The sequence below is a fragment of the Spirosoma sordidisoli genome, from assembly GCF_004138325.1.
Classification (GTDB): domain Bacteria; phylum Bacteroidota; class Bacteroidia; order Cytophagales; family Spirosomataceae; genus Spirosoma; species Spirosoma sordidisoli.
Genome location: NZ_SBLB01000001.1, coordinates 154,163 through 176,638, shown reverse-complemented (window position 1 = coordinate 176,638; position 22,476 = coordinate 154,163). Strand labels below are relative to the sequence as shown.

The window sequence follows — 22,476 nt, the reverse complement described above, 5'->3', positions numbered from 1 at the left end:
AGAACTCATCTAGGGCGTTTTTGGCTTCCTGCCGCGTCGCAAAGAGCCGGTCCTGCCAGATTTGGCCCGTGGCCCGGTTGAAAAAGACGAAGTGTTGCTGGCGGAGGTACATAGGGTATTGAGCAATGATTCCGGCGTTTCGTCCAGAACCAGGGTGGTTGTGGTCGCGATCTGCTCCCTGTTGTCGTGCAAATACTTCCGGGCGACGTGTATCCGGTTCTTGACCGTACCCACCGGCAGGCCGATGTGGGCCGCGATTTCTTCATACATCCAGCCCTGAATGAACAGCAATAGGGGCTCCCGGTAGCGCGGCACCAGCCCGTTGACCGCGACCAGCACCGACTGCATGTGCATGAGCTCGTCGGCCCCGCTCTCCACGCTCCCCAGCACATCCATACCGCTGTAGAGCTCGTCGGAGAGATCAACCCGACTCACCCGTTTTTTGCGCTGGTAAGCGGTGATGAACATGTTCCGAACGATGCAGTACAGCCAGGCTTTCAGGTCAGTGCCCCGGTCGAAGTTTTTCTCGTTGAGCAGGACCCGGACCATCACGTCCTGGGCCAGATCCTGCGCGTCGTCGCTGTTGGTCAGAAACCTGCGGGCTGCGTGACGAATGAACGGGGCGTGGGCCGCGATCAGCTGCGGCCAGTCGGAAGCCGGGTCGATGTCGGGCTCTTTCCTACGTCGTCCCATTGAGTGGTGTGATTTCTATAATAGCCGAGGGTTCCATGTACTGCTGCATGTTGGGTAAATAATACTTTCCGTCCCATACATACATCGTGTACCAACCATCAAACACACGTACCCGGTAGGCCGGGGACAGCCGGGCTTTGACCCGTTGCCACTGTTTAACGTCCATATCCCAACCGGCCTGTTTCTTCTCGATCGCGGCATCAATCTCCGATATGATCAGAGCCCGGTGTTTATCATCGATCGCGTCGGCGTGATTGATCAGGTACTCGGCCATGTCATAGACTACGTACGTCATGCGGCCCAGACAGTACCGGAACGCGTAGAACGCGACGTCCACGTCGAAGGGCAACTCGTTCTCCGACCACGGCTCCTTAATCCAGTACGCGTCGTCAATGAGCCAGACCGGTTTATCATTGATATGGAGTGAGCGTAGGATTGGACCACTGGGGCCAGCAGCACCGGCGTCCGGGTTGAGCCGGTACGACGTGCCGTTATGCACGAACCGGCCGTACACTTGATCGTCTTGCTGGGTCATAAATTGATCGGGGTCAGGGTAAATTCGATACGAGGGTTCTGTTTGTCCACAAACTTTCGGGCGTTGATCGCCGTGTTATATTTGTCGTTTTTGATCACCTGCATGGTCTGTAAGCAATCCAGCAATCCCTTCAACACGCCGTCCAGATCGTGCCTGATCGAGGGGAAAAACGCGGTTAGCGTCAGCTCAAAGAAACCGTTGATCCGAACGCCCCGGTACAGATTGCACTGCATGTAAAACGACTCCTCCCACAGCTTCATCGCGGTTGATTTCACCAGCGTGTCATTCACGATTCGGTACGAATTGGACTTGGACGGCGGGGAACCCAAAATCACCTGAACGCCGGGCGGTGTCTCGGTACCGGGCTGGTCGGGCTGCGATACCTGCTTCTTGCGGCTGGGCAGTTTGGGGCGGGATACGGCCCCGCGCTGCAACTCGGCGCGGTACTGCTCAATGCTCAGTTCTTCGCTCATAGCCTTTTAGTTTGTGTACGAGTTGAATCCGGCGACCAATCCAACGTAGAACCGGAACAGCAATGGAGTTGCCCAGAACTTTGTATCTGGGGCCATCAGGCGTCGGCTTTCCTTTTGGCTTTATATCCGTATATCCATCCGGAAAACCCTGCAACCGCTCGGCCTCTACAGGCATTAACCGGCGCACGGAAAGGCCCTGAACGGTTTTGGTATAATGGCCCGCTTTGTTATTTGAGCCCGATGGCAGGGTAGACATAATTCCGTTTTCATGATGCAGCGTGTCCTGCTGTGACGCCCCATACCTGAAACCAAGAATTATATTGGCCGAACGGTCGGTATTGGTTGTCAGAGCCGCAGTATGATCACCTGATTCGTAGATACCACCATCACCCGCCGTACGGTACGCAACAGCCTGTCTGGTGCCCTCTTGACCACCACGCAACAGCGAACCAAAATGATTCTCGCTAACGTTGCATTCCTCGTCAATTCCGTACACAACAATTGGAGCTTCGTGATTACAAGTGAGGGCAGGGCTGTGCTCACTTGTAATCTCTGCATTAGCCTGTCCTTTAGCCATACAAACAGCTACTACCGGGTCCTGACCTCTTTTATCACCGACTCTTGATGTGCCTGGGCCACTTGCTTTAAGGCTTGGAGCAAGGTCGTAGGTAATGCTTTGCCCCTTTTTTCGGCTCGGCGCAGGATACCCTTGCAGGCAACCGGACTCAAAAAGAACCGCCTGGGCACTTCGCTCGTCACCAAGACATCCGACAACGAACACACGCTCGCGTCGCTGGGCCAGGCCGAAATACTGAGCGTCAAAGATTCGCCACGCGACACCGTACCCGATTTCCCGAAGTCCACAGAGGAAGGTGTCAAAATCGTTTGTTTGCCAGTAGGTTCCGTCCTCCGGACCAGCCGTCTCATCTGACCAGCTTGATAAGACGCCGGGGACATTTTCCCAAACAAACCACCAGGGATGCTTTCTTTCAAGATGTGCGAGAAAGGTGAGGGCGAGGTTGCCACGCGGATCAGAAAGGCCCTTTCGGAGTCCGGCGATGGAGAAGCTTTGACAAGGGGTTCCTCCGAAGAGAAGATCAATATCTGATTGGATGAAGGCTTCTTTTTCATGGATCAGGGTCATATCCCCCAGATTAGGTATGTCGGGGTAATGATGGGAAAGAACCTGGCTGGCAAACCGGTCTATTTCAGAGAACCAGACCGGTCGCCAGCCTAGTGGATGCCAGGCTACGCTGGGGGCTTCTATCCCGCTGCACACCGTAGCGTACGAAAGAGCAGGCAGGTCGTTGTCAAGATCAATCACGAATATGTATTTAATATGGTAAATACCTTAATAGCGATCCAGCATAACCGGCATGATGCCGATCAGCACCGTTTTGTCAGGTCCGTTAGGGCCGACCGGATGCAGTAGCGCAATGCTACTGGCTTTCGTGATAGTAAACTCAAAGATCATGGTTGGCACCACCGCGATGATACCCAGCATCAGTTTCGCGTTGAACCCGATATCGGCAGGGGTGTGCTTTTTATTGTCGTGCAGCGGGATGCGCTCGGTAAACGCGTTCGCATAGTCCAGGTTGTGAGCACTCAGCACCAGTTTACACTGGCTACCGACAATTTGAACTGGTGAGTGATGCGGTTAGAAAAGATCAGAGCCCGCTTTAAACTGCTGATAAAATCGACCCGCCCCAGCTGGAACGTGGCGGTGGGTTTAATATCGGTCAACACATTGGGGTAGTCCGGAAACCGCTCGTCAATACACCGGGCGGTGTAGCTAAACATGCCGAAACTAACGTTTATCATCGGCCTATCTTTGCTTTTGTTGATGGCGATGGTCGGATTATCGCCTTTGTCCGGCAGCTGGGCCAGCGTGGATACGAGTTGGAGGGGGACAATAACCGCGAATGGGTCGCAGGTTGGGAAGGTGGGCCGAACGCGTACAATCGAGTGTCCGTCTGTCGCGACCAGTTCATGCCCCTTGTGGCTGGGCTCCGGTCCGCCCGATAGCGCACCGCCACACTGCCAGTGGATACCGGTCATTGCCGGGCGCAGATCGTCCGTGCTGATAAACGGCTTCATGAGTCGCATCAACGCTTTGAACTCGGATAGCGGAGCCGTGAAGCTGGTCGTTGGCTTGAAGTCTAGTGGCTTGGGGAAGTCAAGCGGGTCCTCCAGCGACAAAAACTCGTATTCCCCATTCACCGCGAGGATACTCAGTTTCCGCGACTCACCGGCTTCGTAGCGAATCGTGATGGGCTGTTCGGGCAGCGTGACGAGCAATCTGTAGAGCTCACGGAACGGAACGCAGAACTGAGTCGTGTCGGTGCCAAAAACATCGGTTTCAGCCGGGATAATAGCGCGGGCTTCGCGATGGAGGTCGGAGACGTGCAGGGTGAGCAAATCTTCGCGTACCGTCACTAACATGTTCTCTACAATCGGGATGATCGGGTTGATGGATACGACCGGGAGCAGCCGGGACATGGCGTGACGCATCACGGAACTGGCGACGATCGCAGAGGTAGACACTACGGTTTCTGTTGTCATGGTAAATAAGGTTTATTTAATGGCAAAAATATGGTAAAAAACATTAAATGCTAACCAAAAGGGATTAAATTTTTGGCTATTCACAAAGATGATAATAGCTCATACACCGCCCATCACCCTCAGGTTCTTCAAAAACTTCGATCGTTTCGTTTTTCCCTTTAATGTATTTAACAACATCATCCGTAGTTGGCCAAATTCGATTGGTCATGGCTCGTTTAGGAATATAATTAGGCGGGAAAAAGTGTCTATCTTTTTTCTCCATTCCCGACTCCCATTCTTTTATTTTGTCAATATGCTCCGGATATTTTTCAATGATTAATTTCAGCTCACTTTGCCGGCACATAATACAGGGAAAGCAGCCCACTCGTGAGAAGCCCTTATAGTATAATGGGTTGGGTTTCTGGTTATTTTCAAGAATATAGTTAATCACGTCTTGGGATGTCCAGTCGAAAATCGGACGCATGATCGTTGAACTATACCGCTCCATATGGATGAGCACATCCTTTTTTCGATACGTGTTGAATCTTGGACGGCCCTTTTTGTCTTTTCCATACGGCTCAATCCATCCTTTGAAGTAGTGGCACTGCTCCTCCATTTTTGATCGGCTGTTGCTTTCGTCCTTCCGTATACCCTGTATTACCAATAGGTCAGTTTCTTGACTGAGCACAAAATCAACCATCGGCTTTATTTTCAGCTCCTCGGTGCAAAACCTGGCCTTTGTTGACGGGAAGCGACCTTTCTGTATCGACATATCACCAAAGCCAGCATATTTTTTTGATTTCAAGGTGTGCAGGGCCACCCCCAACTGATCACAAACCTCTTGCACATGAATGTATGTTAAGGGGTGTTCGTGACCTGTATCGCAGAATACGGCCTCCACCTTTTGCCCCCATGTCTTTACCGCCCAGATCAAACATGCCTGAGAATCTTTACCTCCACTAAAACTCACGAATGCTTTCATTATTTCCTTTTAAATGGTTTCTAAAATGAGCTGGTTATTACAGATGTCGATGCGCACTGTATCGCGCTTGTCGTTGAACACGGGCCGGGGTACGAGCTTTTTCAGCCTGATCTGCTCCTCGACCACATCCACGGCTCGTTCGATTCGTTTGCCGTCGCGGGTCCGCTCCATGATCACATCGGTGGCCACGGGCCTGATCCCCGATGGGCTGGGGTAGATCAGGCCCACGATCACCCAGATGTCGCCGTTATCCACTTCATAGGCTAAGGTTCGTTTCAGCATATTAATATGGTTTTTAGCTTAGAACGGAACGTCGCTTTCATCCTCTGCCTGGACCGGTGCCAGAGCCCGGCTGGGCGTGGGAGCACTGATGCCATTGTAAGGCAGCAGACCGGGGGCGTCGTCGGCTATGCGGTTGGTCGCTATATCGCACCAGAGCTTGGCCATACGCACCTCCCCGTTTCGGTTCTTCAATAAATCGTACTCGATCGTGTTATCAAAGTCAGGCATAACCAGTGTAGCGTCGGCCCGCTGGTTCTTGGCCCGCTGCAACTTGTAGTAGTCGTCGCGGTACAGTCCGATAATGATACCGCCGTCCTGTTCCAGCTGACCCGTTTCCCGCAGATCGGTCATGATCGGCCGCTTGTTCTTCCTGGTTTCTACCGCACGGGACAGCTGTGCCAGGGCCAGAATCGGCATTTCGGTCCTAAAGTTGAGCTGCTTCAGCTTGCGGCTCACCGCGCTCACCCGCTGCTGGTCGTTGCCCTTCACCGTTCGGTCCTCTAAGAGCTGAACGTAATCCACGATCAGCAAACCAATGCCGTACCGTTGTTGCCAGTCCAGTGCGGTATACGTCAGGTCCGCGATGTCGTAGCTGTGTTTGGTGTAGAAATGGAGCGGTAAGCTGTTGATCTCGTCCCTGGCCTTTTCAATCGCCCGCCACTCCTCCGGCGTGAACGGCGTTCCATCCGCGTGTTTGCCCCGCCTGAGCTCACTGTACGGAACCCTACAGCGTCCGCTGATCAGCCGCATCACGTTATCCTCCGCGCTCATTTCCAGCGAAATGATACCGACCCCGGTTTTGTCCGACGCTGCGGCATCGGCGTGGCAGAGTGCCACCGCACTTTTACCCGATCCCGGCCGGCCGGCCATGTACACCAGGTCTGATTTCTGCCAGCCCCCGGTGAGCCTGTTGATGCGGCCCGACCCCGTGGTTACCCCCACCAACCCGGTCGGCGCGTTACTCGCGTCCACGATATGGGCGAAGGCCCCGCTGGTAATGCTGTCCAGGGACCGGTCGCGACCGACATTGACCTGACCTGTCACCAGTTCGGTTAGTTGCTGCGACTGCGCGACAACATGGTCCAGCGGCTGGTTCTCGAACGAAATCCTGATCAGCTGGCTGGCTTCGCTGATCGCCAGTCGCTTGATGAACAGCTCACGCAGGTGAATCGCGGTATAGTCAACATCACAGCCCGTACCCTCGTTGCTCAGATCCAGTAGGTTATGCTTGGCAAAGATACCTTCCTTCTTCTGCATGTTCAGCCGCTGGATCACGGTCAATGGCCGTAGGGTCTGGCCCGCATCCACTACCCAGAGCATCGTTTTGTAAATGTCGGCCAGCTCCAGGTCGTAAAACACGTTGCCCTCATCCAGATAGGCCCTGACATCGAATAACCGGCGCGGCTCGTTGAAAATAGCCCCTAGCAGGGCCCGTTCGGAGGGTATGTCGGAGGGGGGTAATTTCAGTGTGTCAAACATAACCCAGTATTAATTTCAGTTCAAGAAGGTCGTCGGCCGTTACCGGCTGGGGCACGTAACCCGGCTGGCCGGGCAGGAGTGGGGTTGATTCCAGCGATCCGTAAGGCGCATACGCCCAGGGGGGCGGGGGCAGGATTCGGCTATACGCATCACTTCGACCAGCGAAAAACCAGACAAAGGCCCAGGGGGGTAAATGGCTGGTGGTAGGCGAGCACTCGATCGCGTCAATCATCGTTTCCCAGCGCGTTACCGCTTCTTCGGGTACGTCTCGCTGGACGAGTAACTGGTGGTGACGTTCCGACTGATCCCGGCTAAATGAACTCATACGGGTTATTGGTCGAAAAGGTCAATGGGGTTTCCTGGTAGTCGTCGTCAGGGGTCGCCGGGTAGCCAACGCCTTTTTTCCAGGTGGGGTAGTGGGATAGCTGCTTTTTCTCCCACCAGGACTTTAGCCGTCGCCGGAGCCAAAGGGCTTTATCGGGCTGGCCGTTGCTGAGTGATTCCCAAATTTGGATCGAGGGTTGCTTGTCGTCGGCCTTTTCGTAGAACTCGGCAAACTCAACCAGCATGGAAGGGGGGTAGTCGAGGGGGTGAGCGTTCTCGTAGTCATCAAGCAAACTTTGCAACGAGAACTTACGGCCGGACTGCTGGATCGCGAGCAGATCGGCTCGTTCCTGATCGGAGGGTGGATGGCCGGGTGTGAATTGACGACCTCCGGAAAAATCAACGGCTGCGGCCGGTCGGCTCGGTAGGGCATCCTTTACCGGTAGATAGTCCGTAGGTTCTATTACTCCATATCCTACTCTAAAAGTATCTAAATAATTAGTAACATCCTTCTCCGCGTGGCCGTGCGTTCCTATCCCTTCGCGGGCGTGTACGTGAGGAAATCTGGATTCTGCTACTAGACCGCTACTAGACCGCTGCTGGACCGCTACTAGACCGCTAGTAGACCGCGTGGCAGAATCCAAGATTAGATGAATGGTGGCTGGTATTTTGCCATTGGCTGTAGGGGTGTAGCGGATAAATTCGTTCGCGTCCAGCCAGATCACGGCTTCGTGGGCGAAGGTTTTTCCCACGGCAGCAACGTTTTTTATGCTGTCCATTTCGTCGGACAGTACATTGGTTTTCTGCTTCCTGGTTAGCCGCAGGATGGCCATGTATACCGCACAGTACCCAAACTTATACCCGCTCAATGCTGGGGCGGTGTCCATAAAATTGTCAAAATAAGATGTCTTTTCCATTGCGGAGTTGATTATGCCAATGCGTTGATTGGCGGTTGCAGGAAAGAAGGGGAAATAAAAAACCCGCCGTTGCGGTGGTAGCGCAAACGGCGGGCGGGTTGTCAGACAACCAAGTCCTTACAGTTGCTATCGGCTACCACCTCGATAACGCCTGTGTTATGTGTGCCAAAAATAGGGTGTCGCTTTCATGCAAACAAGTTATTAATATGTTTTTTTACATACTACCTTTTACGGGGTTAAACTTTTTCACGGGCTCCTGCTGGGCGTGATTCGACACGATACACGCCTTCCCCAGCTCGACGGCCGCAATCTGCCTTCGGTCGGGGTGAGTGCGGTAGCGTTGATACGCCCCGCACTCGGTACGTTTCTGGCAGCGACTGCCGTAGGCCATGCAGAATCGCATAAGTTTTTGGAGTTATTGATACATTCCGGAAAAGGACTGATAAGCCCGCTCTTGCTTTTTCCAGCGTTGATCCTGCTGCTTACATATAGCTCTGGCCCAACTATCCTGCCAGCCCGACCTGCGGGCGTATTTACGGTGAAGGATGGCCATTTGCTTTAAGTTGTCGCTACAGATGTAATCCCAGATGTCGTGCCACACGAAGTCGTATCGAGCGCCTTTTGGTGGTTGGAACGAGAACGCGTCGGCCTGTATAATCGTTAGTCGGGAATCAACCAGATAAGGTTTGACCAGCGCAATAACATCTTCGCTTTTTTCAATAACCGTGATCTGCGTCACCTCACTTTTATTTAGTAATACCCGCACCAAGCAACCAAGCCCCAGCCCGTTGATCAACACAGAGCCGTGGGCCAAATGCTGCACTTTATGGAAATCAAATAGTTCGTCGGGTGTGTTCGACATCACAACCGTGCCGCCACGCATTAACCGTTTGTACGTGCCGGGCGGCACCCCTCGTCCCGACTTCATGATGGAAAATATTTGTGTAGGGTCGTTTTTAGGCACCTCAAAGGTTTCTACCGACCAGTTGCCCGACCTGTTATCAGGCACAAATGACATATCCAGTTGCATTTAATTTAGCTATGTTGGTTTAACGACTTTGCGCTTGGTAATAGAGTGATTTCTCGCTGGCTACACAGTAGCCGATAAGTTCCTGGGATTCCAGGTAGTCAATGAACTCGGCTAGGATACGCTGACAGTCCTGTTCCATCGTCGGATACCGATACAGCTGTACGCTGCTGTACTTTAGTTCGGTTTCCTTGCTTTTCCACTGGAAATGGTCGTAGATAAAGGTGTCCATGTCCAGGTGAGACGCCATCCACAGATAGAACCGCCACTGAAACGAATCGGCGTATTTGTCGTGATCATAGGCGTAGGTAGAGGTCTTGATGTCGCGGATCGCTTCGGGCGTCAGCACGTCGATCCTGGCCCGAACAAACACCTCGTAGCCCTTCACCACAACCCGCATCGCCGGTAGCCACTGCTCGAATAGAAAGGGGCAAGGCAGGTTCATCCAGTAGTCAAAGCACGTTTCGACAACGGCCGGGGCTAGCATATGCCCGTTGACATTGACCTGGCCGGTTGTCAGATCCGTGCAGGGGTAGCGGTCGGGAGCCTCGATATAGGCGTGAACCGCGTCGCCCGCGCCCTGTTCGTAGGTTTTGACACTGGTGCCCATGATATAGCTTTTCAGCTTGCTATCGTCGTCCTGGTTCCAGCGGCCGTGCAGGTAGTCGTCAAAGCTGCATAGCTTGGAGACGGAAATGTTCAGGGCTGTCATTCGCTGTCGGTTGGTTGATCCAGGTAGCCTTCGATGCAATACTCCTCGAAGCTGAGTCCGGTTTCGTCGTCGTACCAGTCCTCCCACTCCCCGGTTGCCGGGTCCAGCACTTCGAGCCCTTGTGCGTTAGCGAAGTCGGGTTTAATGTTCTGTTCGAGCTGGAACAGGTCGTACTGGGCCAGCGTGTTTAGAACCAACCGCGCCGATGCCAGGTCGGGCACTTCGACAATCATCCGTTCGCCCGGCACCTGGGGCACATGCCATATTCTTAATTTCTTTGTCATGTTCACTGGGCTATTTATAGTTTTTGTAATGGTGCTTGTTCTGTATTGGTGGGTTGAACCACTGCCTCACCGATCTGAACACGTACCGAAACAGGTAAATGATCAGGCTTGCCAGTATATAAGAGCCTCCGGCTAAAGCGGCCAGCCCGGCACAGGCAGCAATACAGAGAATAAGCGCACCGGCTCCATTGATCAGCTGCATAGGAAGGGATGTTTTGCCCGCTGGTCCCGCCAGCGGGCGGTTGATTAAGCCGGTTCGCTACTGACCTGACTCAGCGGCTTTAAGCGAGCTGTTTCATCGTAGGGGTAGATATCCAATATCTTCGTTTTGATCACGTCCGTGATCTCGTGCGGGTCCAGGGACGTTTTCAGCAGCTGCTCGACGCGATCGTACGCCTGTTTCGGCGTCTCGGCGTTGGCCAGAATCACGCTGGGTGATTTCTTTTGCTTGCCGGTTTTCTCGTCGTCGGTGATAAACAGCACCTTTATTTTGAACCACGTATCGCCCCCGTTCTCCGTGTTGATCACGTCGGCCAGTTTCATGCGGGCAATTTTGGTCACCTCGAAATCGGGCGTGTTGGCAGCAATCTCCTGATACAACCGGGCCTCGGCATCGGAATGGCTCACGGCGTCGAACAGGTATGTCTCCGTGATCTTTTTTACCTTCGCGAACTCCTGGTTTTTCGTTCCGACACTCGCGTCGTCAATAGGCTGTTGGTAGGCAATGCTGCCCAGAAACCAATTTGGCATCGTTATGTATGGTTATAGGTGAACTTATGCAGGTTGGGAAACGGGCTCGTCTGCCGGTACGTCGGACACCGGAGCGGGCACCGGGGCGGTGGCGGATTCGTACACCGCCAGATCGCGGTTAAAGCGCAGGTCCAGCTCTCTGGCACGACTCACGATCAGGGGCTTGGCGTATGCTTTATCCGGAGCGGTATAGGTATCCCCGCTGAGCGTGGCGATAAACTTGTTCAAACTGTCAGCGTCGGTGCTGGACAGCACGGCCTTTTTGATCTCACCCCAGACCTCACCCTTTGACTTCGCTTTTTTGGTCCGGTCGGCCAGGCTGCTGCGGACCTGCTCAATGACCCCGTACAGAAAGAAGCCGTGCGAGTCGTGCTTGATGGGCGGGATAGTAACTTCCCCGATATACGCACTGTCCTTCGAGCGGTATTTCTCGCTGATCTGAAACTTGATCATGCGCTTCCCGCTCTGGGTCGTCATGTACCCCAGCTGGTCGGTGCATTGCATCAACAAGTCGTAGCTGCCGCCCGTGATGTTGGGTGTTTTCACAACGTCGTCGCCGTCCTTTTCATCTTTGGTATGGGCAACCCAGATCACGTCCTTACCCGCCCGGCGAATCCGGTTGAGCCAGGTTTTGAACTCGTTGCCCAGCGCACCGTAACCCTGTAGGCTCAGCACGTTGCCGCGCTTGTTTTTGTGATCCTGTTTCATCACGTACTCGGCCAGGAAGTTATCAAGGCAGGTTTTGGCCGTGTCGATCACCACGGCGTCGCAGAACTCGAACGCTTCGCTGTCGAGCATGGCGACCGCATCGGGCCAGGAATGGATCGGATACGCGTCGGCCGCGATACCGGCCCGGTCCAGGCCCATGTCGAAATCAAGAGGTAAAACGTTACCAGCGGTCAGGGCCGTGGTGCTTTTGCCGATCGAGGGATCTCCGTGGAGCCCTAGTACTATGGGACGTGTGTTCATAATTTGACGATTGAATCGTTGTCTGCTTATGCATTGCGACCAGGGCCGGAATCGAACCGGCCCGTCACCAGAGGTTACCCCTTTTGGTCGAAGTCGTGTGAGGTAGTTCTGTCGAGCCAGATCATAGCCGCGAGGGCAATGGCGACCCAGGGCGTGAGCAGCCAGATAAAGGAGGCCGTCTGCTTATCGCCGGCTTCGTACCGGGTATAGCCGGCGTAAATGAACAGGGCGATGCTGGCGATGCTGCACAGCACAGGCCACAGGTTTCGGAGGTTTATTTTAGTTCCCATTGGCTCTTTTTAGGGCACTTGCGGCTTGTTCTAACACACGATTAATTTCTCGCCTGGAAACGTTTGGGTCTGAAAGGGCAAACGTGCAGTCTCTCAGGCATTCAAACAGTTCAGGGGCTGTGGCCATGAGGTTTATTAAGTTCTTTATCTCGTCATGATCCGGCTCGGCTTTCCACATATCGGGCCGTTCGTTATAAGTCACGGCGGTGGTATTGCCATATTTTTCGTAGTCAAATACATAGGCTGTGCTACTACGGGCAATTTCATTGTCCCATTCTTCCTGTGTTTCGGGGTCAATGCAGGGTTGAACAATGGTAAACCATGCTCCACTACAGGTACTGTCAATTTTGACCAGTAATTGACTGGTGTTTTTTTTGTCGGGTGCTTTTGTTTCGGTATTCATAAATAGGGGTATATAAACGTGATGGATAAGTGCCAGAGGACATACAGGGCCAGGGCCACGGTCAGTGCCGTGAAGCTTTGCCAGAACCGTTTACCGGGCATAGGTCAGGTCGAGTAGCGAGTCTTTACCAGCGGCCAGTCGTTCGCCCCACAGTTCCAGATCAATCGCGCCCGCTTTCAGCCAGGCAATAGCGAGCCGTTGCAGCCGGTAGTACTGCTTTTCTTTCCGCATAGCCTTGATATTGGCGAAATAGGTGTGGGACAGCCCGATGCTGACCCGCGCTTCCCGCTGTGCGTCGGTATAGTGCAGGTGGGCCGCGATCAGCAAATCCGCTAACCGATTGGTCCGGGTCCGAAGGGTTCGATACGCTTCCTGTTGATCCTCGATAAACAGGCTGGGGATAAATAGCGTGTCCCAGTTCAGCACATCGACCGATTGCAATACCTCGTTGCGGATCAGCCAGAGTACGGCTTTGGGAAACCGCATGGTACCAGCCAGCTGCGGCACGGCCAGCAGCAGATCAACCCCGGCAAACTCCCGGCCGTAACTTTTCGATACATCGGCCTCACGCAGTGAGCAGCCGTGCAGCCGTTCGGCGGTATCGGCCAGGTTCCAGGCCGCTTCGGCCACGATAGCCGCGTCGATCGGCCAGGTGTCGGGGCACCCCCAGTTTTTGGTTGTGAGCAGATTTTTCATGGTTTTAATAAGGTTTTTTAAATGGGTAAATCAATAATACGTGGACAGCTGGTACAGATCGTTGTCATGGCTATCGCGTTCCTCGTCCGCCTGATCGCGCAGGTCCTTGACCAGCTCGTTTATCGCGTCGATCGCTTCGTCGGCAAGTTTATGGATATCGGGGTTGGGGCTGTGTGTCAGCGAGACTTCATCCTCAACATCGGTACTGTTCCACTCGAAGCCGAACTCGTCGGGGTCCGCCCCGGCGATACTGGTGCGGATCGAGCCCGACACCGCGATCGTTACTTCGAGTGGTCCTGATTCCTCAACACCGATAGATAACCCCTCCGGTAGCCCGATTTTCTGAATGGTTCGTTCGAGTCGAGTGCTGATCGGTTCGAACTTTTGGATACGTGTTGTGGTTGTTGTGGTTGTAACTGGGCAGATTAGTTGCATGGTAAAAAGTTTTAAAAGGTTTTTTTAAGAGTTACGAAAGACGTTGGTTTCTGGCCGGCGTCTTTTTTTTGCTGATGTTCTCGAAGTGGTACGCCCTGGCCTCGGTCACCGTGCCGTAATACATCGTTCTGCCTCCCTTCGTATACACCGTTCCGTAGTGGCCCTCGGCTATCGCGGTTCGTACCCGGCGCGGCCCGATCCCGATTTTCTTAGCGAGCTCCACGGCAATGAACCGTTCGGTGTCGGGTTTCTTTTCGTCGCTGCGGATAATATCAGCGACCATATAGGCCAGGGCTCTTAAACTTTCCTCGGTCGTGACCATGATCACTTGTCTATCCATAGTAGTACTCGTTAATTTTGTGGCGCAATACCTGCATGGTGTCGTGATGTGTCTTGCCCTCGCGCCGGTAGAGAAAATACGCTTTTTGCAGAATGAATTTGGCGTGAGACTCGTAGGTCAGCTCGTTGTCCCTGAGTAGTTCCTCCAACTCGTCCAGTTGCTCAGGCAGCAGGATTACGATCTCCATAAATCGGAAAGTTAGAATGGTGCTCTACTCCCTTCACCGGTGCCACGACATCAAGGGCGTCGCTTCCGTCCGGCATTTTGATGCAGACATACGTGCGTACCTTTTCCCGATAAGCCTTTGCGATCAGTTCGGAAGCGATTTCAAGGATTTCCATTACCTGTAAGGCATGGCTATTATCACTCAGCTTACTTTGCTGATAGAAGCGGCCCATCTCGCCCTCAACAAATTCATCCAGCATACTTAGTTCGGACAAAGGCAGCTTTTTTAGCTGATCCGGATCAATAAAAAGCAGTAGCGGATTTTTCGATTTCTCAGCAGTAGCCATTATCGTGCTTGTTTAAGTTGTGGGACAGTGGCGGGAGGTGTGGTGATTCCCAGCTCCTGCATCTTTTGAAATAGTGGCAGCGCGTGAGCCTTACAGATGATCGAAGCTTCGTCTATACTAATCCGGCCCGTCTTGCAGAAGTCGTCAGCTAGTGCCATTGACGAGGCCACGGCGGGCTTAAAAGTTCTGATCACTTCTTTGGCTGAGGTGCGATGCCTGGATGGAATGCCCTTTGATTTGGCCCAGAGTAGAATTTCTTGAGGGGTCTTTCCTGTGTGGTGGAAGCAGTTGGCCCGGTTATAGTCGATAGCCTGCTGTTTGCCACCCTGCGAGAAATTAAAGCTGTTGACCTCCTTACTGTTGGCAATCTGTTTGGGCCTTTGCGTGAAGGTCAGTAGCGGGTCGGCGTCCGACCCGGATAGCGGGCTAATATCCAGCGTTGCCGTTCCGGTACGAAGCAGTTCAGCCACCTTTTCATCGCACCATACCTCAAAGTCAACATCAAGCCACGAAGCCAGCTTCAGGATCAATTTTTCGTGTATCCATGTTGTGCCCCCTGCGTCGGTACCGCCCTTTCTGCTGATTATGAGCGATGTCAGGATTCCTGACTTCGCCTTCAAAGCGGCTATGTACCGTTTGGTGGACTCGTTTTGAAGCCAGGCGGCTGGCCGTTTCTTTTTAACCAGACACATCGCGGTAGCATTGGCGTATAGCTCACCGTCGATCAGCTCGAACTCGATTGCTGTGTTGTTATAGTCGAATGCCTGAATCATAGCGAGTCGAATTATACCTGTTCAGTTTGTTCAATTAACTCCCCCGACTTTTCCGTGTATCGTTCAAGCCAGATTACTTCCGTTTCTGTGACATTGAACGAGGCCGATACTTTATGCCGGAACGTATCCTGGACCATACCAAACTTTTTGCAGAATGCCAGCTTGCACTGTGTTCGTTGACGGTGAGACAACTTGAAGTAAGCCGACCTAAACCGTTCACTAAGTGGACTAAACGTTTTCCTGGCTCGTCTCTTGTTTTTCTGTTTCTCTTCCATACTTTTGCTATTGTTCTGCTATTGCTTAGTTATCTCTGATACAAAACTGAACAAACTGAACAATAAAACCAAACTTTTGGAACAAAAAGTTGAAGTTTTTGAACAAAAAGTACTCAACTAGCTGATTATCAATGATGATTAATGCCCAAAAACTTCAGCGGTATATTGATACCAGTGCCTGGACGCAAGAAACCTTTGCGAAACAGGCGGGTATTGGCCGGACGACGTTGCACACGATTCTGAAAACGGGCGAACTAAAGAAAGAGAAGTATTTACCGGTGTTCGCGGAGTTGCTGGGTGTCACTACAACCGACCTGCTGCCGGGTAACGAAACCAATACAATTACCCAGCGCGGCACGAACAACACGAACACGGCCAGTATCAAGGGTGATGTTAGTAGTCTGCAACAGCGCATTGAGCAGCTGGAGCGGGAAAACGCGTTGAAAGATGAGTTGCTAAACGCGTACAAAAAGTTACTTGATCGGGGCAACGCGACGGACTGATACCGCAAAGTGAATAAATGGTACTGTTTTCATAAAATCTATAAACCAAGTCAGGGTACTTACGTTATTGTGGGGTTACAAACCCTCTCCACAACTTATGAGTAAGACCCATCCAACAACGAATCATCACATTGGCGACACGACGATTATCAATCAGAGTGGCCACAACAACAAGAACGATGCTGGTATCCACAGTGAGCGCGATTGTTCCCACTGTGAGCGATTACAATTAATGCACCGACTGCTCCAGGACGCGTTATGCCGGGAGCAGCAGTTGATCAAGGAACTCCTGACCCTGGGTATCCGGGCGATCGACCCTCACAAAGAACCTGACTGATATGTTTGACAAGTTGCGTACGCTATTCTTTACCCCGGCCCGATCGCTTACCGAGATCGCGACGGAAGTAGCGTACGCAACCGCTTACCTAAACCGAACCTGCCCGGAACTGGATAGCTCAACACGCGACCGTCGCGTTGCCCGTGCCGTGCTGCATACCCAGTTGAAAAGCGGCAAGCTACGCGAGCTCGATCTGCAACGCTACCTGGACCATAACGTATATACACTCGCTGACCCCTCGCTACTGGACTACCCCGTGCTGGCCCTGGCGATGGTGGTTCAGCACCTGGACCGGCTCGCGCACCAATCCCACGAGCCCGGTCAGCAGGTCAATATCCGGCGGCTGGTATCGAGTCACAAAGCGGCTACCCAGCAGGTCGTGGCCCGCTGGCATGAGCCGATACCCGCGATAGAAACCTTACTGAAACTAACTGATACACAGGCTAAATAGTGCTTTTTTTTAGCGGTTTATCATGTCAAAAACCTTATTTTTAACATAGCAAATACCATATTATGATTGATAAAAGTGAAGTGACAACACGGCACGAGCCCACGCCGGAAACCCTTGAAACGGGTCGGCGGCTTTACGAGATCCGGCGAGCGAAGGGGCTCACCCAGCTGGCCCTGGGTAAACTGTTCAAGCTGGCCAACGGACAGGGCACGATCAGTGGCTACGAGCGGGGTTATCTCACGCTGGGTAAACACGGTCGGCAGCAGTACATTTTGATCCTGGGTGCGAACCCGGACTACATCGACCGGGGTACGCTGCCCATGTTCTCCCCGATCAGTAAAACCCAGCCGACCGCCGAGCAGGTCTTGGCGTCGTTAGAGCGGCATAAGGGCGGTAATCTGCGATTCATTTCCAGCCGGGATATAGGTCAGTGGTTAAAGTCGCCCCACCGCATCGGGATTCCGTACGACCTGATCCCGACCGATTGTTACAGCTTTCCGGTGACCACTCACGACTTCGGAGCTGATATGCCGCTGGGTTCCCAGCTGATTTGCGTCAGGACCGAGCCGGGTAAGCTACAGATCGGGCGGCTCTACGTGGCTCAGACCGCCGAGGAACTGCATATTGGCCGCTACACGATGGCTGATAATGGCGTCGTGCTGAGCTCGACATACGGAAACCCGGTTGTGGTGAAGCCAGATACTGTGGTGCAATGGTACCTCGCTGAACGAATTGACAAACCAATCGTTTAAGCAATAAAGTATATTGAGAGGAATGTAAAAAGCCGCCCCGGTTTCGGGAGCGGCTTTTTCGTGGCTATAAAAAATTGCGTTGCTCGATTGACTGATAACCGATTGTTGAGAGGACGTTTTCTATATTCTCCAAATGGTGTTCTGGAATAGCTCGGCGCCCATCCAGAAAGTGTTTTAGGGTTGACGCTGGCACTCCCGCCATTTCTTCAACTGCCTTCACGGAAACCAGCTTGCGCCGGTTTTCCGTGAACCAGGCTTTTAGGTTTTCGGCTTCAGTCATTACTAGTCCCGGTCTTTGTCAGGCTTAACCGTATAGGAGACATAGCACGAACCTTCGCTAGTGTTAATTTTTAAGTGGTCAAGCCCTGAGTTGGTCCAGTTTATTTGCACTTCCCCTTTAGGCGTTTCATAAAATTGACCATCTGTAATAGGCTTGGCAAATCCATAATGACGTTTCAGTGCTAAGTGAATTTGAGCGTCTAAATCAAGTGCTTGCGATTTTGATGATACCGTTTTCATTTCTGTTTTTTTGTTTAGCGTTTAACTTGTACCAAAAGTAGTACACAAAACAATAAGTACCAAATTTGGTACAAACTTTTTTTCTGAATTGAGTAAACGGTAGTATCATGCATAACCCGCACGAAAAAGCCCCGTCACGTGGCACGTAACAGGGCTATCGGGTATTGATTGGGGTTGGCCTCGTGGCCAGAAAACAACTATAGCTAGTTGTCAGCAGTGTGCAAAAAGTATGTCGTTCGTTTTGAGCTCACGCCTACACTTGCTTTTTTTCTGGCTTAGGTAAATCGTCAAAAGTGATGCGCGGCAGTTCACTTTTAACCGCCAGCCAGTACGCGACCAGTTTGGCTTCCTGCTCAACCTGGGCTATGGAATCCAGAACATTACTAGCCGCCATACGTGCGCTGTCCAGGGCCACGCGCTGATCATAGTCATTAGTCAACATCCCACTACCCATGTAGCAGTAGGCGTAAGGCAGGATACCCAGGGTCAGTTCGATTGCTTTCTCTTTCGGAGTCATAATTGTATATTTTTTTAGTTAGGAATTGTTATCGGTCGGCCCGTCTGGGCAAGTCAGTACCGGGACGTGTGCGAGCGTTATAACGTAAAGTCGGCAAGTCGTGTCTGTCCACTCGAAAGCGCATGATGCCTTCCATTTTTTCGATTGCCATCTGTTCGTTGGCGGCTCTAATGGTTTCGCAATGAATTGGCTCGGAGCCGTCCGGGTAATAGCAGTCAACCCAGAAAAGGCGGGTTAGCTTTCGGAACGTTGCCAGCAGGTCGGCGTTGGCGGCTATGTCTGCCACAAGCGCAGTGTCACCCTTTTTTGTGTTGGGGTAATGCTTGTCTTTTGCCAGCATGTACCGCGACCAATTGCCATAAGGCAATTGTACTTCGATAGGCCCCACCATTGAGATCATATCTACGATCTCACGCTCTGGCAATGGCCCTTGTATTGGCTTGGGCTTACCGTCGATGTAAAGACACAAATAGTTCATCGGGATGCAGATTAGTGGTTATTGACTTCACGGGCTGTCTGGCTACAGATATAGCTCGGAGGCTAGTTGTTCTGGCGATGGGGTTGTCGTTACCGTTGCGATGGTCTTTACAATCTTCCTGATCTCGAAGCTGTCAGGGAATTTGTAAAAGCTTCTCACGCCATGCCCTTCTACGTTCTCGTACTGGCCGGACTTAAAGAGCTGTTTGATTTCGTCCGGGGTCAACAGGAACGGGTGAGGGTTGTTCGTTGTGAACGGGTTGGGCATGGTATCCCCTACGTTGAAGTAGACCTGATCATAATTACCCAGCAGTTGCTTCCTGGCCACGAGGCTGTACCATGTCTGTCTTTCGGTGTGTGTTATCATTGGATGTGTGTTTGTAAGGTTCAAGGCTGTTCCTCCGGTTTGCTTCATTGATCGCTTTCTCTAAACCAATCGGTCCCGTGTAGCCAATCCAGGCCACGACAACAGCATGGGTCAGCCCTTCTTTACAGACCTCGTAGCCTCGTTTGCCGGGTCGAACCGTGAATAATCCCACTTCGTAAAGCAGGATGTCGTGTTCGTCGGGTATTGCTGTCTTTTTCATCATTTGTTGTAGTAGTTGCTAAGCCAATCGGTCAAGTGCTGCATTTCTTTCAGAACAGGGGCTGTCTGGTCAGTATCAGCCATGTTCAACCTGTTGAGCGACGCCCGCAAACTTTCCAGTCGGCAAACCATGTCCGCTATTTCTTCAATTTCAGGATCGCCAACATACCGGCCATCCTTCCCCAGCCGACCCCGAATCACGGCTTTTGCCTGCGCCACATTGTTAGGCAGCCTCAGTATATACGAGTATAGACCACGGCTTTCGATGTCACGTAGCAGGACGGGGCTGATGAAGTCAAGACATTCTTCACAGTATTTATCAAGTAGTTGCAGGTCTGTCATGATTCAATCGGTTAGCCAGTTCCAAACTCGTTCATCGTTTAGCCTTACGGATCGCGTTCTTTTCGTCACGCGCCCACACCGTTTTGCCATTGATACAAAACTTCTTCAACCCTTTGGCCGTATTGAGCTTTTCCTGAATTTGTTCTTCGGTCGGTTTAGGGGTTTCGTTCAGCTCCCGACGAACCAGGGCGCGTTGCTGCGTCGATGTTGATAAAATGGCCAGGGTAAGCGCAATCTCCCGTGCAATGTTGTTCATAGTGTGTAAGGTTTAATCGGTTAGCCAGTTCCACATGGTCCAGTTATTGGTAATCTCGAAGGCGTCGGCGGGCGGTGTCTCGGTAACGGTCCAGAAAACCCGCATGTTCTTGTATCGTCGCGATACCCGTACTACGTCGGTTCGTACCTCGCCCATATCCACGTTCGCATATTCCGCGAATGTTGTACCGTGGGTAACCAGGTACTTAACCTGCTCGCTGACCTGGATCGTGTTCAGATCGCCGGTATAGCCAGCGACCCAGAACAGCGTTTTCTCCGCTGGGGAATAATACGTGTTCTCCATTATTCCGTTACGATTTCTGTATCACGCCCCCGCAGGTCCAGGTCCATCATGTCATAATCATTGTTAGGATTTGACAAAATCAGCGCGAACTCAATGTCCGGCTTTAGGAACCGCCATTGGTCAAGCGTTTTGTAGGCGTGATCCAGCATGTTCTGCCTGGTTTTACCCGCAGGGTGATCGTCGCGGCCCGCGTAGATCGTGGCGTACGTCTCGACGTCTTTCCCCTTTGTGCCTTCAATAACGAAAGCGGCTGAGGCCGGCCCTGTTACGACCAGGACCGGCTGTTTTGTTTTCTTAGCCATGTTTTTAATACGTAATAAACCTTGTTAGAGAATCAAAAAAGCTTCGTTTGTTTGTCCTCGGCCGCAGCCAGAAAAAGCGGTGTGTCTTGCCATCCCTTATGGCCCTGTCGGCTGTAGGGCTTTATCGTTGCGCCCTGGGCTATTAGTTCCTTTGCAGCTTGTTGTTTGGGTGTTGGTTTCTTAGCCATGATTGAGTTGAGATAGAAGGTTTATGCCTGTACGCCAGCCTAAACGCATGTGGTGGGCGTTACCGGCTAAAATGTGAGAAAAACGACCCTTTGTGCCAATACACAATAAGCAGGTTTTTAGGTTTGCTTTTGTTAGCCTGGTCGCTATACGGACGCCCGACCGGTCCGTGTACAATAGCCAATCGCTGTTTCCGTATCGGGCCATTTTGTCGGCCTGTTCACCAGCCGATGGTCCTGAGAATCGCTGCTTCATGATCAGAGATTGAGTAAATAAGGCACGACATACTTCATGAACAGACGGTGAAAACCGTACGCGAACGTTACGCATAGGAGCAACACTACACTTAGTAGCAGTACCAGAACTGTCCGGCCGCGTCTCATTGATAGACTCGTTTTAGGTCGCGCAGCAATACGACTGCTGTTGACGGTTTGCCAAAGTGAACCAGGGTAACCGTTAGACTGTCGGGGGTCAGCTCTACCACGTTGTTCGTGGTCAGTGGATTCCGGTCTAGCATAGCATCGGTAATCGTTGCGTATTCAACCGCGAACCAGGCTCCCGGCTCGCGGTGAATCACGACCGCCGTTTGTGTCGGTACAATGATAAAAAAGGCGTGGTAGTACGATGCTGATAGTTTTTCAAAGTGTTCTTTCATGTCTGCGTTAGGGCTCGTTTAATGAATAACTCGGCACCGTTCCAGTGGCTGTGTATAAAAACACCAGTAAGCCCTGTTATCCGAGCCCGGAAGGTGCATAATTGAAAAGCCCAGACAAGTAGCCCTTGCTGCTAATAAGTGCCCGGTTCCAATTGTGTTGTCGTCAAGTTTTACGACTTTATTGGTAGCGTATTCTTTCTCCAAAAAACGAACGATTCGTTTAGTAACCGTTCGTCGGTTTTTGCTTGGTGTGTGGGGCATGTTTGCCATTATTTCGCCTGGTTGTAAATGTCTGGGTTAGAACTTACGTTGTAGATCGTGCCTCCACACGAAACCAGTAAGGAGGCAGGGCCGGCCATCGCCCGGCTGGACTTATCGTTTTTAGCAAACGACGGAAACGTTGACAGCTTCAGGGTTTGTCCCTGTTGTTTCGACACATACCGGATTCTCATAACGTTCGGTTTTAGTTACCCATTCGACGGGTATATCAAAGTTGTACGATTCAAAAAGGGCGACCGTTTCAACCGTTACGAACTCGAACAGGTCATAATCGAGCTCGCAGAACGACACGAGCAGTTTGTAAATACTGGCTCGCAAC

General features: G+C 52.1%; 41 protein-coding genes. 4 read left to right on the top strand and 37 right to left on the bottom strand.

Going from position 1 to position 22,476, the window contains the following annotated elements:
- Nucleotides 1-9: 9 nt before the first annotated feature.
- The 26 genes from EQG79_RS00935 to EQG79_RS00810 form a co-directional block, all read right to left on the bottom strand.
- Nucleotides 10-693 carry an RNA polymerase sigma factor gene (locus EQG79_RS00935; RefSeq protein WP_129599099.1) on the bottom strand — a complete coding sequence of 228 codons (684 nt, stop codon included), beginning with the start codon at nt 691-693 and terminating at the stop codon, nt 10-12.
- Nucleotides 680-1,228: a hypothetical protein gene (locus EQG79_RS00930; RefSeq protein WP_129599095.1), complete on the bottom strand. Its 549-nt coding sequence runs from the start codon at nt 1,226-1,228 to the stop codon at nt 680-682. Before EQG79_RS00930 ends, EQG79_RS00935 begins: the two co-directional genes overlap by 14 nt.
- On the bottom strand, nt 1,225-1,701 hold the full coding sequence (locus EQG79_RS00925) for a RusA family crossover junction endodeoxyribonuclease (RefSeq protein WP_129599092.1): 477 nt from the start codon (nt 1,699-1,701) through the stop codon (nt 1,225-1,227). The genes EQG79_RS00930 and EQG79_RS00925 overlap by 4 nt, the downstream gene beginning before the upstream one ends.
- Complete coding sequence (locus tag EQG79_RS00920) at nt 1,679-3,025, bottom strand: DNA cytosine methyltransferase (protein ID WP_206445570.1); 1,347 nt, start codon at nt 3,023-3,025, stop codon at nt 1,679-1,681. Before EQG79_RS00920 ends, EQG79_RS00925 begins: the two co-directional genes overlap by 23 nt.
- A gap of 27 nt (nt 3,026-3,052) precedes the next feature.
- Nucleotides 3,053-3,313: a hypothetical protein gene (locus tag EQG79_RS00915; protein ID WP_129599089.1), complete on the bottom strand. Its 261-nt coding sequence runs from the start codon at nt 3,311-3,313 to the stop codon at nt 3,053-3,055.
- Nucleotides 3,307-4,263 (bottom strand): DNA polymerase III subunit beta, encoded by a 957-nt coding sequence (locus EQG79_RS00910; protein ID WP_129599086.1) that lies wholly within the window; start codon nt 4,261-4,263, stop codon nt 3,307-3,309. Before EQG79_RS00910 ends, EQG79_RS00915 begins: the two co-directional genes overlap by 7 nt.
- Before the next feature lie 76 nt (nt 4,264-4,339).
- Complete coding sequence (locus EQG79_RS00905; protein ID WP_129599083.1) at nt 4,340-5,224, bottom strand: phosphoadenosine phosphosulfate reductase family protein; 885 nt, start codon at nt 5,222-5,224, stop codon at nt 4,340-4,342.
- Between the two features lie 9 nt (nt 5,225-5,233).
- Nucleotides 5,234-5,506, bottom strand: coding sequence for a hypothetical protein (locus EQG79_RS00900; protein ID WP_129599080.1), 273 nt, complete (start codon nt 5,504-5,506; stop codon nt 5,234-5,236).
- 18 nt (nt 5,507-5,524) lie between these two features.
- Nucleotides 5,525-6,985, bottom strand: coding sequence for a replicative DNA helicase (locus EQG79_RS00895; protein WP_129599075.1), 1,461 nt, complete (start codon nt 6,983-6,985; stop codon nt 5,525-5,527).
- Nucleotides 6,978-7,310, bottom strand: a complete 333-nt coding sequence (locus EQG79_RS00890) for a hypothetical protein (RefSeq protein ID WP_129599070.1) — start codon at nt 7,308-7,310, stop codon at nt 6,978-6,980. Before EQG79_RS00890 ends, EQG79_RS00895 begins: the two co-directional genes overlap by 8 nt.
- Nucleotides 7,297-8,226, bottom strand: coding sequence for a hypothetical protein (locus EQG79_RS30880; protein WP_165358812.1), 930 nt, complete (start codon nt 8,224-8,226; stop codon nt 7,297-7,299). The genes EQG79_RS00890 and EQG79_RS30880 overlap by 14 nt, the downstream gene beginning before the upstream one ends.
- Before the next feature lie 214 nt (nt 8,227-8,440).
- A complete protein-coding gene (locus tag EQG79_RS00880; protein ID WP_129599058.1) occupies nt 8,441-8,629 on the bottom strand; it encodes a hypothetical protein in 189 nt (62 codons plus the stop codon).
- Between the two features lie 12 nt (nt 8,630-8,641).
- Complete coding sequence (locus EQG79_RS00875; RefSeq protein WP_129599052.1) at nt 8,642-9,256, bottom strand: polyamine aminopropyltransferase; 615 nt, start codon at nt 9,254-9,256, stop codon at nt 8,642-8,644.
- Nucleotides 9,257-9,275: 19 nt separating this feature from the next.
- Nucleotides 9,276-9,965, bottom strand: coding sequence for a hypothetical protein (locus EQG79_RS00870; RefSeq protein ID WP_129599046.1), 690 nt, complete (start codon nt 9,963-9,965; stop codon nt 9,276-9,278).
- A complete protein-coding gene (locus tag EQG79_RS00865) occupies nt 9,962-10,249 on the bottom strand; it encodes a hypothetical protein (protein WP_129599041.1) in 288 nt (95 codons plus the stop codon). Before EQG79_RS00865 ends, EQG79_RS00870 begins: the two co-directional genes overlap by 4 nt.
- A gap of 10 nt (nt 10,250-10,259) precedes the next feature.
- Entirely contained in the window at nt 10,260-10,451 is a 192-nt protein-coding gene (locus EQG79_RS00860) for a hypothetical protein (protein ID WP_129599036.1), read from the bottom strand.
- Nucleotides 10,452-10,495: 44 nt separating this feature from the next.
- Nucleotides 10,496-10,999 carry a DUF4494 domain-containing protein gene (locus tag EQG79_RS00855; protein ID WP_129599031.1) on the bottom strand — a complete coding sequence of 168 codons (504 nt, stop codon included), beginning with the start codon at nt 10,997-10,999 and terminating at the stop codon, nt 10,496-10,498.
- A gap of 24 nt (nt 11,000-11,023) precedes the next feature.
- Complete coding sequence (locus tag EQG79_RS00850) at nt 11,024-11,968, bottom strand: ATP-binding protein (RefSeq protein WP_129599026.1); 945 nt, start codon at nt 11,966-11,968, stop codon at nt 11,024-11,026.
- 74 nt (nt 11,969-12,042) lie between these two features.
- The gene (locus tag EQG79_RS00845) at nt 12,043-12,258 is read right to left on the bottom strand and encodes a hypothetical protein (protein ID WP_129599023.1); all 216 of its coding nucleotides are present in this window, start codon (nt 12,256-12,258) and stop codon (nt 12,043-12,045) included.
- Nucleotides 12,248-12,661 carry a hypothetical protein gene (locus tag EQG79_RS00840; RefSeq protein WP_129599020.1) on the bottom strand — a complete coding sequence of 138 codons (414 nt, stop codon included), beginning with the start codon at nt 12,659-12,661 and terminating at the stop codon, nt 12,248-12,250. Before EQG79_RS00840 ends, EQG79_RS00845 begins: the two co-directional genes overlap by 11 nt.
- Before the next feature lie 90 nt (nt 12,662-12,751).
- The gene (locus EQG79_RS00835; protein ID WP_129599017.1) at nt 12,752-13,357 is read right to left on the bottom strand and encodes a hypothetical protein; all 606 of its coding nucleotides are present in this window, start codon (nt 13,355-13,357) and stop codon (nt 12,752-12,754) included.
- Nucleotides 13,358-13,387: 30 nt separating this feature from the next.
- Nucleotides 13,388-13,792 (bottom strand): hypothetical protein, encoded by a 405-nt coding sequence (locus EQG79_RS00830; protein WP_129599014.1) that lies wholly within the window; start codon nt 13,790-13,792, stop codon nt 13,388-13,390.
- A 31-nt stretch (nt 13,793-13,823) separates the two neighbouring features.
- Nucleotides 13,824-14,132 carry a hypothetical protein gene (locus EQG79_RS00825; protein WP_129599011.1) on the bottom strand — a complete coding sequence of 103 codons (309 nt, stop codon included), beginning with the start codon at nt 14,130-14,132 and terminating at the stop codon, nt 13,824-13,826.
- On the bottom strand, nt 14,125-14,319 hold the full coding sequence (locus EQG79_RS00820; protein WP_129599008.1) for a hypothetical protein: 195 nt from the start codon (nt 14,317-14,319) through the stop codon (nt 14,125-14,127). The genes EQG79_RS00825 and EQG79_RS00820 overlap by 8 nt, the downstream gene beginning before the upstream one ends.
- Complete coding sequence (locus EQG79_RS00815) at nt 14,294-14,644, bottom strand: hypothetical protein (protein WP_129599005.1); 351 nt, start codon at nt 14,642-14,644, stop codon at nt 14,294-14,296. The genes EQG79_RS00820 and EQG79_RS00815 overlap by 26 nt, the downstream gene beginning before the upstream one ends.
- Nucleotides 14,644-15,417: a KilA-N domain-containing protein gene (locus EQG79_RS00810; RefSeq protein WP_129599002.1), complete on the bottom strand. Its 774-nt coding sequence runs from the start codon at nt 15,415-15,417 to the stop codon at nt 14,644-14,646. Before EQG79_RS00810 ends, EQG79_RS00815 begins: the two co-directional genes overlap by 1 nt.
- A gap of 406 nt (nt 15,418-15,823) precedes the next feature.
- Between EQG79_RS00810 and EQG79_RS00805 the strand changes: the two genes are divergently transcribed.
- The 4 genes from EQG79_RS00805 (at nt 15,824) to EQG79_RS00790 (ending at nt 17,735) form a co-directional block, all read left to right on the top strand.
- Nucleotides 15,824-16,195 (top strand): hypothetical protein, encoded by a 372-nt coding sequence (locus EQG79_RS00805; RefSeq protein ID WP_129598999.1) that lies wholly within the window; start codon nt 15,824-15,826, stop codon nt 16,193-16,195.
- A gap of 97 nt (nt 16,196-16,292) precedes the next feature.
- Nucleotides 16,293-16,532 carry a hypothetical protein gene (locus tag EQG79_RS00800; protein ID WP_129598996.1) on the top strand — a complete coding sequence of 80 codons (240 nt, stop codon included), beginning with the start codon at nt 16,293-16,295 and terminating at the stop codon, nt 16,530-16,532.
- 1 nt (nt 16,533) lies between these two features.
- Nucleotides 16,534-16,983 (top strand): hypothetical protein, encoded by a 450-nt coding sequence (locus EQG79_RS00795; protein ID WP_129598993.1) that lies wholly within the window; start codon nt 16,534-16,536, stop codon nt 16,981-16,983.
- Nucleotides 16,984-17,045: 62 nt separating this feature from the next.
- Entirely contained in the window at nt 17,046-17,735 is a 690-nt protein-coding gene (locus EQG79_RS00790; protein ID WP_129598990.1) for a helix-turn-helix domain-containing protein, read from the top strand.
- 64 nt (nt 17,736-17,799) lie between these two features.
- On the opposite strand, the gene EQG79_RS00785 is transcribed toward EQG79_RS00790, so the two are convergent.
- The 11 genes from EQG79_RS00785 to EQG79_RS00735 all read right to left on the bottom strand — a co-directional run bounded on the left by EQG79_RS00785 (nt 17,800) and on the right by EQG79_RS00735 (nt 22,330).
- Nucleotides 17,800-18,015 carry a hypothetical protein gene (locus EQG79_RS00785; protein WP_129598987.1) on the bottom strand — a complete coding sequence of 72 codons (216 nt, stop codon included), beginning with the start codon at nt 18,013-18,015 and terminating at the stop codon, nt 17,800-17,802.
- Nucleotides 18,016-18,017: 2 nt separating this feature from the next.
- A complete protein-coding gene (locus EQG79_RS00780) occupies nt 18,018-18,254 on the bottom strand; it encodes a hypothetical protein (protein WP_129598984.1) in 237 nt (78 codons plus the stop codon).
- Between the two features lie 253 nt (nt 18,255-18,507).
- Nucleotides 18,508-18,771: a hypothetical protein gene (locus EQG79_RS00775; protein ID WP_129598981.1), complete on the bottom strand. Its 264-nt coding sequence runs from the start codon at nt 18,769-18,771 to the stop codon at nt 18,508-18,510.
- Nucleotides 18,772-18,799: 28 nt separating this feature from the next.
- Entirely contained in the window at nt 18,800-19,249 is a 450-nt protein-coding gene (locus EQG79_RS00770) for a hypothetical protein (RefSeq protein ID WP_129598979.1), read from the bottom strand.
- Nucleotides 19,250-19,291: 42 nt separating this feature from the next.
- Nucleotides 19,292-19,615 carry a hypothetical protein gene (locus EQG79_RS00765; protein WP_129598976.1) on the bottom strand — a complete coding sequence of 108 codons (324 nt, stop codon included), beginning with the start codon at nt 19,613-19,615 and terminating at the stop codon, nt 19,292-19,294.
- Between the two features lie 219 nt (nt 19,616-19,834).
- Nucleotides 19,835-20,176, bottom strand: a complete 342-nt coding sequence (locus EQG79_RS00760; protein WP_129598971.1) for a hypothetical protein — start codon at nt 20,174-20,176, stop codon at nt 19,835-19,837.
- Nucleotides 20,177-20,207: 31 nt separating this feature from the next.
- Complete coding sequence (locus tag EQG79_RS00755) at nt 20,208-20,432, bottom strand: hypothetical protein (protein WP_129598968.1); 225 nt, start codon at nt 20,430-20,432, stop codon at nt 20,208-20,210.
- Between the two features lie 12 nt (nt 20,433-20,444).
- A complete protein-coding gene (locus tag EQG79_RS00750; RefSeq protein WP_129598965.1) occupies nt 20,445-20,735 on the bottom strand; it encodes a hypothetical protein in 291 nt (96 codons plus the stop codon).
- Nucleotides 20,735-21,037: a hypothetical protein gene (locus EQG79_RS00745; protein WP_129598963.1), complete on the bottom strand. Its 303-nt coding sequence runs from the start codon at nt 21,035-21,037 to the stop codon at nt 20,735-20,737. The genes EQG79_RS00750 and EQG79_RS00745 overlap by 1 nt, the downstream gene beginning before the upstream one ends.
- 565 nt (nt 21,038-21,602) lie before the next feature.
- Nucleotides 21,603-21,878: a hypothetical protein gene (locus EQG79_RS00740; RefSeq protein ID WP_129598959.1), complete on the bottom strand. Its 276-nt coding sequence runs from the start codon at nt 21,876-21,878 to the stop codon at nt 21,603-21,605.
- A gap of 269 nt (nt 21,879-22,147) precedes the next feature.
- A complete protein-coding gene (locus EQG79_RS00735) occupies nt 22,148-22,330 on the bottom strand; it encodes a hypothetical protein (protein ID WP_129598956.1) in 183 nt (60 codons plus the stop codon).
- Nucleotides 22,331-22,476: the final 146 nt, after the last annotated feature.

Coding starts and splice junctions, on each gene's coding strand:
- EQG79_RS00935 (WP_129599099.1), bottom strand. CDS start 693: ATGGGACGACGTAGGAAAGAGCCCGACATCGACCCGGCTTCCGACTGG.
- EQG79_RS00930 (WP_129599095.1), bottom strand. CDS start 1,228: ATGACCCAGCAAGACGATCAAGTGTACGGCCGGTTCGTGCATAACGGC.
- EQG79_RS00925 (WP_129599092.1), bottom strand. CDS start 1,701: ATGAGCGAAGAACTGAGCATTGAGCAGTACCGCGCCGAGTTGCAGCGC.
- EQG79_RS00910 (WP_129599086.1), bottom strand. CDS start 4,263: ATGACAACAGAAACCGTAGTGTCTACCTCTGCGATCGTCGCCAGTTCC.
- EQG79_RS00905 (WP_129599083.1), bottom strand. CDS start 5,224: ATGAAAGCATTCGTGAGTTTTAGTGGAGGTAAAGATTCTCAGGCATGT.
- EQG79_RS00900 (WP_129599080.1), bottom strand. CDS start 5,506: ATGCTGAAACGAACCTTAGCCTATGAAGTGGATAACGGCGACATCTGG.
- EQG79_RS00895 (WP_129599075.1), bottom strand. CDS start 6,985: ATGTTTGACACACTGAAATTACCCCCCTCCGACATACCCTCCGAACGG.
- EQG79_RS00890 (WP_129599070.1), bottom strand. CDS start 7,310: ATGAGTTCATTTAGCCGGGATCAGTCGGAACGTCACCACCAGTTACTC.
- EQG79_RS30880 (WP_165358812.1), bottom strand. CDS start 8,226: ATGGAAAAGACATCTTATTTTGACAATTTTATGGACACCGCCCCAGCA.
- EQG79_RS00880 (WP_129599058.1), bottom strand. CDS start 8,629: ATGCGATTCTGCATGGCCTACGGCAGTCGCTGCCAGAAACGTACCGAG.
- EQG79_RS00875 (WP_129599052.1), bottom strand. CDS start 9,256: ATGCAACTGGATATGTCATTTGTGCCTGATAACAGGTCGGGCAACTGG.
- EQG79_RS00870 (WP_129599046.1), bottom strand. CDS start 9,965: ATGACAGCCCTGAACATTTCCGTCTCCAAGCTATGCAGCTTTGACGAC.
- EQG79_RS00865 (WP_129599041.1), bottom strand. CDS start 10,249: ATGACAAAGAAATTAAGAATATGGCATGTGCCCCAGGTGCCGGGCGAA.
- EQG79_RS00860 (WP_129599036.1), bottom strand. CDS start 10,451: ATGCAGCTGATCAATGGAGCCGGTGCGCTTATTCTCTGTATTGCTGCC.
- EQG79_RS00855 (WP_129599031.1), bottom strand. CDS start 10,999: ATGCCAAATTGGTTTCTGGGCAGCATTGCCTACCAACAGCCTATTGAC.
- EQG79_RS00850 (WP_129599026.1), bottom strand. CDS start 11,968: ATGAACACACGTCCCATAGTACTAGGGCTCCACGGAGATCCCTCGATC.
- EQG79_RS00845 (WP_129599023.1), bottom strand. CDS start 12,258: ATGGGAACTAAAATAAACCTCCGAAACCTGTGGCCTGTGCTGTGCAGC.
- EQG79_RS00840 (WP_129599020.1), bottom strand. CDS start 12,661: ATGAATACCGAAACAAAAGCACCCGACAAAAAAAACACCAGTCAATTA.
- EQG79_RS00835 (WP_129599017.1), bottom strand. CDS start 13,357: ATGAAAAATCTGCTCACAACCAAAAACTGGGGGTGCCCCGACACCTGG.
- EQG79_RS00830 (WP_129599014.1), bottom strand. CDS start 13,792: ATGCAACTAATCTGCCCAGTTACAACCACAACAACCACAACACGTATC.
- EQG79_RS00825 (WP_129599011.1), bottom strand. CDS start 14,132: ATGGATAGACAAGTGATCATGGTCACGACCGAGGAAAGTTTAAGAGCC.
- EQG79_RS00820 (WP_129599008.1), bottom strand. CDS start 14,319: ATGGAGATCGTAATCCTGCTGCCTGAGCAACTGGACGAGTTGGAGGAA.
- EQG79_RS00815 (WP_129599005.1), bottom strand. CDS start 14,644: ATGGCTACTGCTGAGAAATCGAAAAATCCGCTACTGCTTTTTATTGAT.
- EQG79_RS00810 (WP_129599002.1), bottom strand. CDS start 15,417: ATGATTCAGGCATTCGACTATAACAACACAGCAATCGAGTTCGAGCTG.
- EQG79_RS00805 (WP_129598999.1), top strand. CDS start 15,824: ATGATGATTAATGCCCAAAAACTTCAGCGGTATATTGATACCAGTGCC.
- EQG79_RS00800 (WP_129598996.1), top strand. CDS start 16,293: ATGAGTAAGACCCATCCAACAACGAATCATCACATTGGCGACACGACG.
- EQG79_RS00795 (WP_129598993.1), top strand. CDS start 16,534: ATGTTTGACAAGTTGCGTACGCTATTCTTTACCCCGGCCCGATCGCTT.
- EQG79_RS00790 (WP_129598990.1), top strand. CDS start 17,046: ATGATTGATAAAAGTGAAGTGACAACACGGCACGAGCCCACGCCGGAA.
- EQG79_RS00785 (WP_129598987.1), bottom strand. CDS start 18,015: ATGACTGAAGCCGAAAACCTAAAAGCCTGGTTCACGGAAAACCGGCGC.
- EQG79_RS00780 (WP_129598984.1), bottom strand. CDS start 18,254: ATGAAAACGGTATCATCAAAATCGCAAGCACTTGATTTAGACGCTCAA.
- EQG79_RS00775 (WP_129598981.1), bottom strand. CDS start 18,771: ATGACTCCGAAAGAGAAAGCAATCGAACTGACCCTGGGTATCCTGCCT.
- EQG79_RS00770 (WP_129598979.1), bottom strand. CDS start 19,249: ATGAACTATTTGTGTCTTTACATCGACGGTAAGCCCAAGCCAATACAA.
- EQG79_RS00765 (WP_129598976.1), bottom strand. CDS start 19,615: ATGATAACACACACCGAAAGACAGACATGGTACAGCCTCGTGGCCAGG.
- EQG79_RS00760 (WP_129598971.1), bottom strand. CDS start 20,176: ATGACAGACCTGCAACTACTTGATAAATACTGTGAAGAATGTCTTGAC.
- EQG79_RS00755 (WP_129598968.1), bottom strand. CDS start 20,432: ATGAACAACATTGCACGGGAGATTGCGCTTACCCTGGCCATTTTATCA.
- EQG79_RS00750 (WP_129598965.1), bottom strand. CDS start 20,735: ATGGAGAACACGTATTATTCCCCAGCGGAGAAAACGCTGTTCTGGGTC.
- EQG79_RS00745 (WP_129598963.1), bottom strand. CDS start 21,037: ATGGCTAAGAAAACAAAACAGCCGGTCCTGGTCGTAACAGGGCCGGCC.
- EQG79_RS00740 (WP_129598959.1), bottom strand. CDS start 21,878: ATGAAAGAACACTTTGAAAAACTATCAGCATCGTACTACCACGCCTTT.
- EQG79_RS00735 (WP_129598956.1), bottom strand. CDS start 22,330: ATGAGAATCCGGTATGTGTCGAAACAACAGGGACAAACCCTGAAGCTG.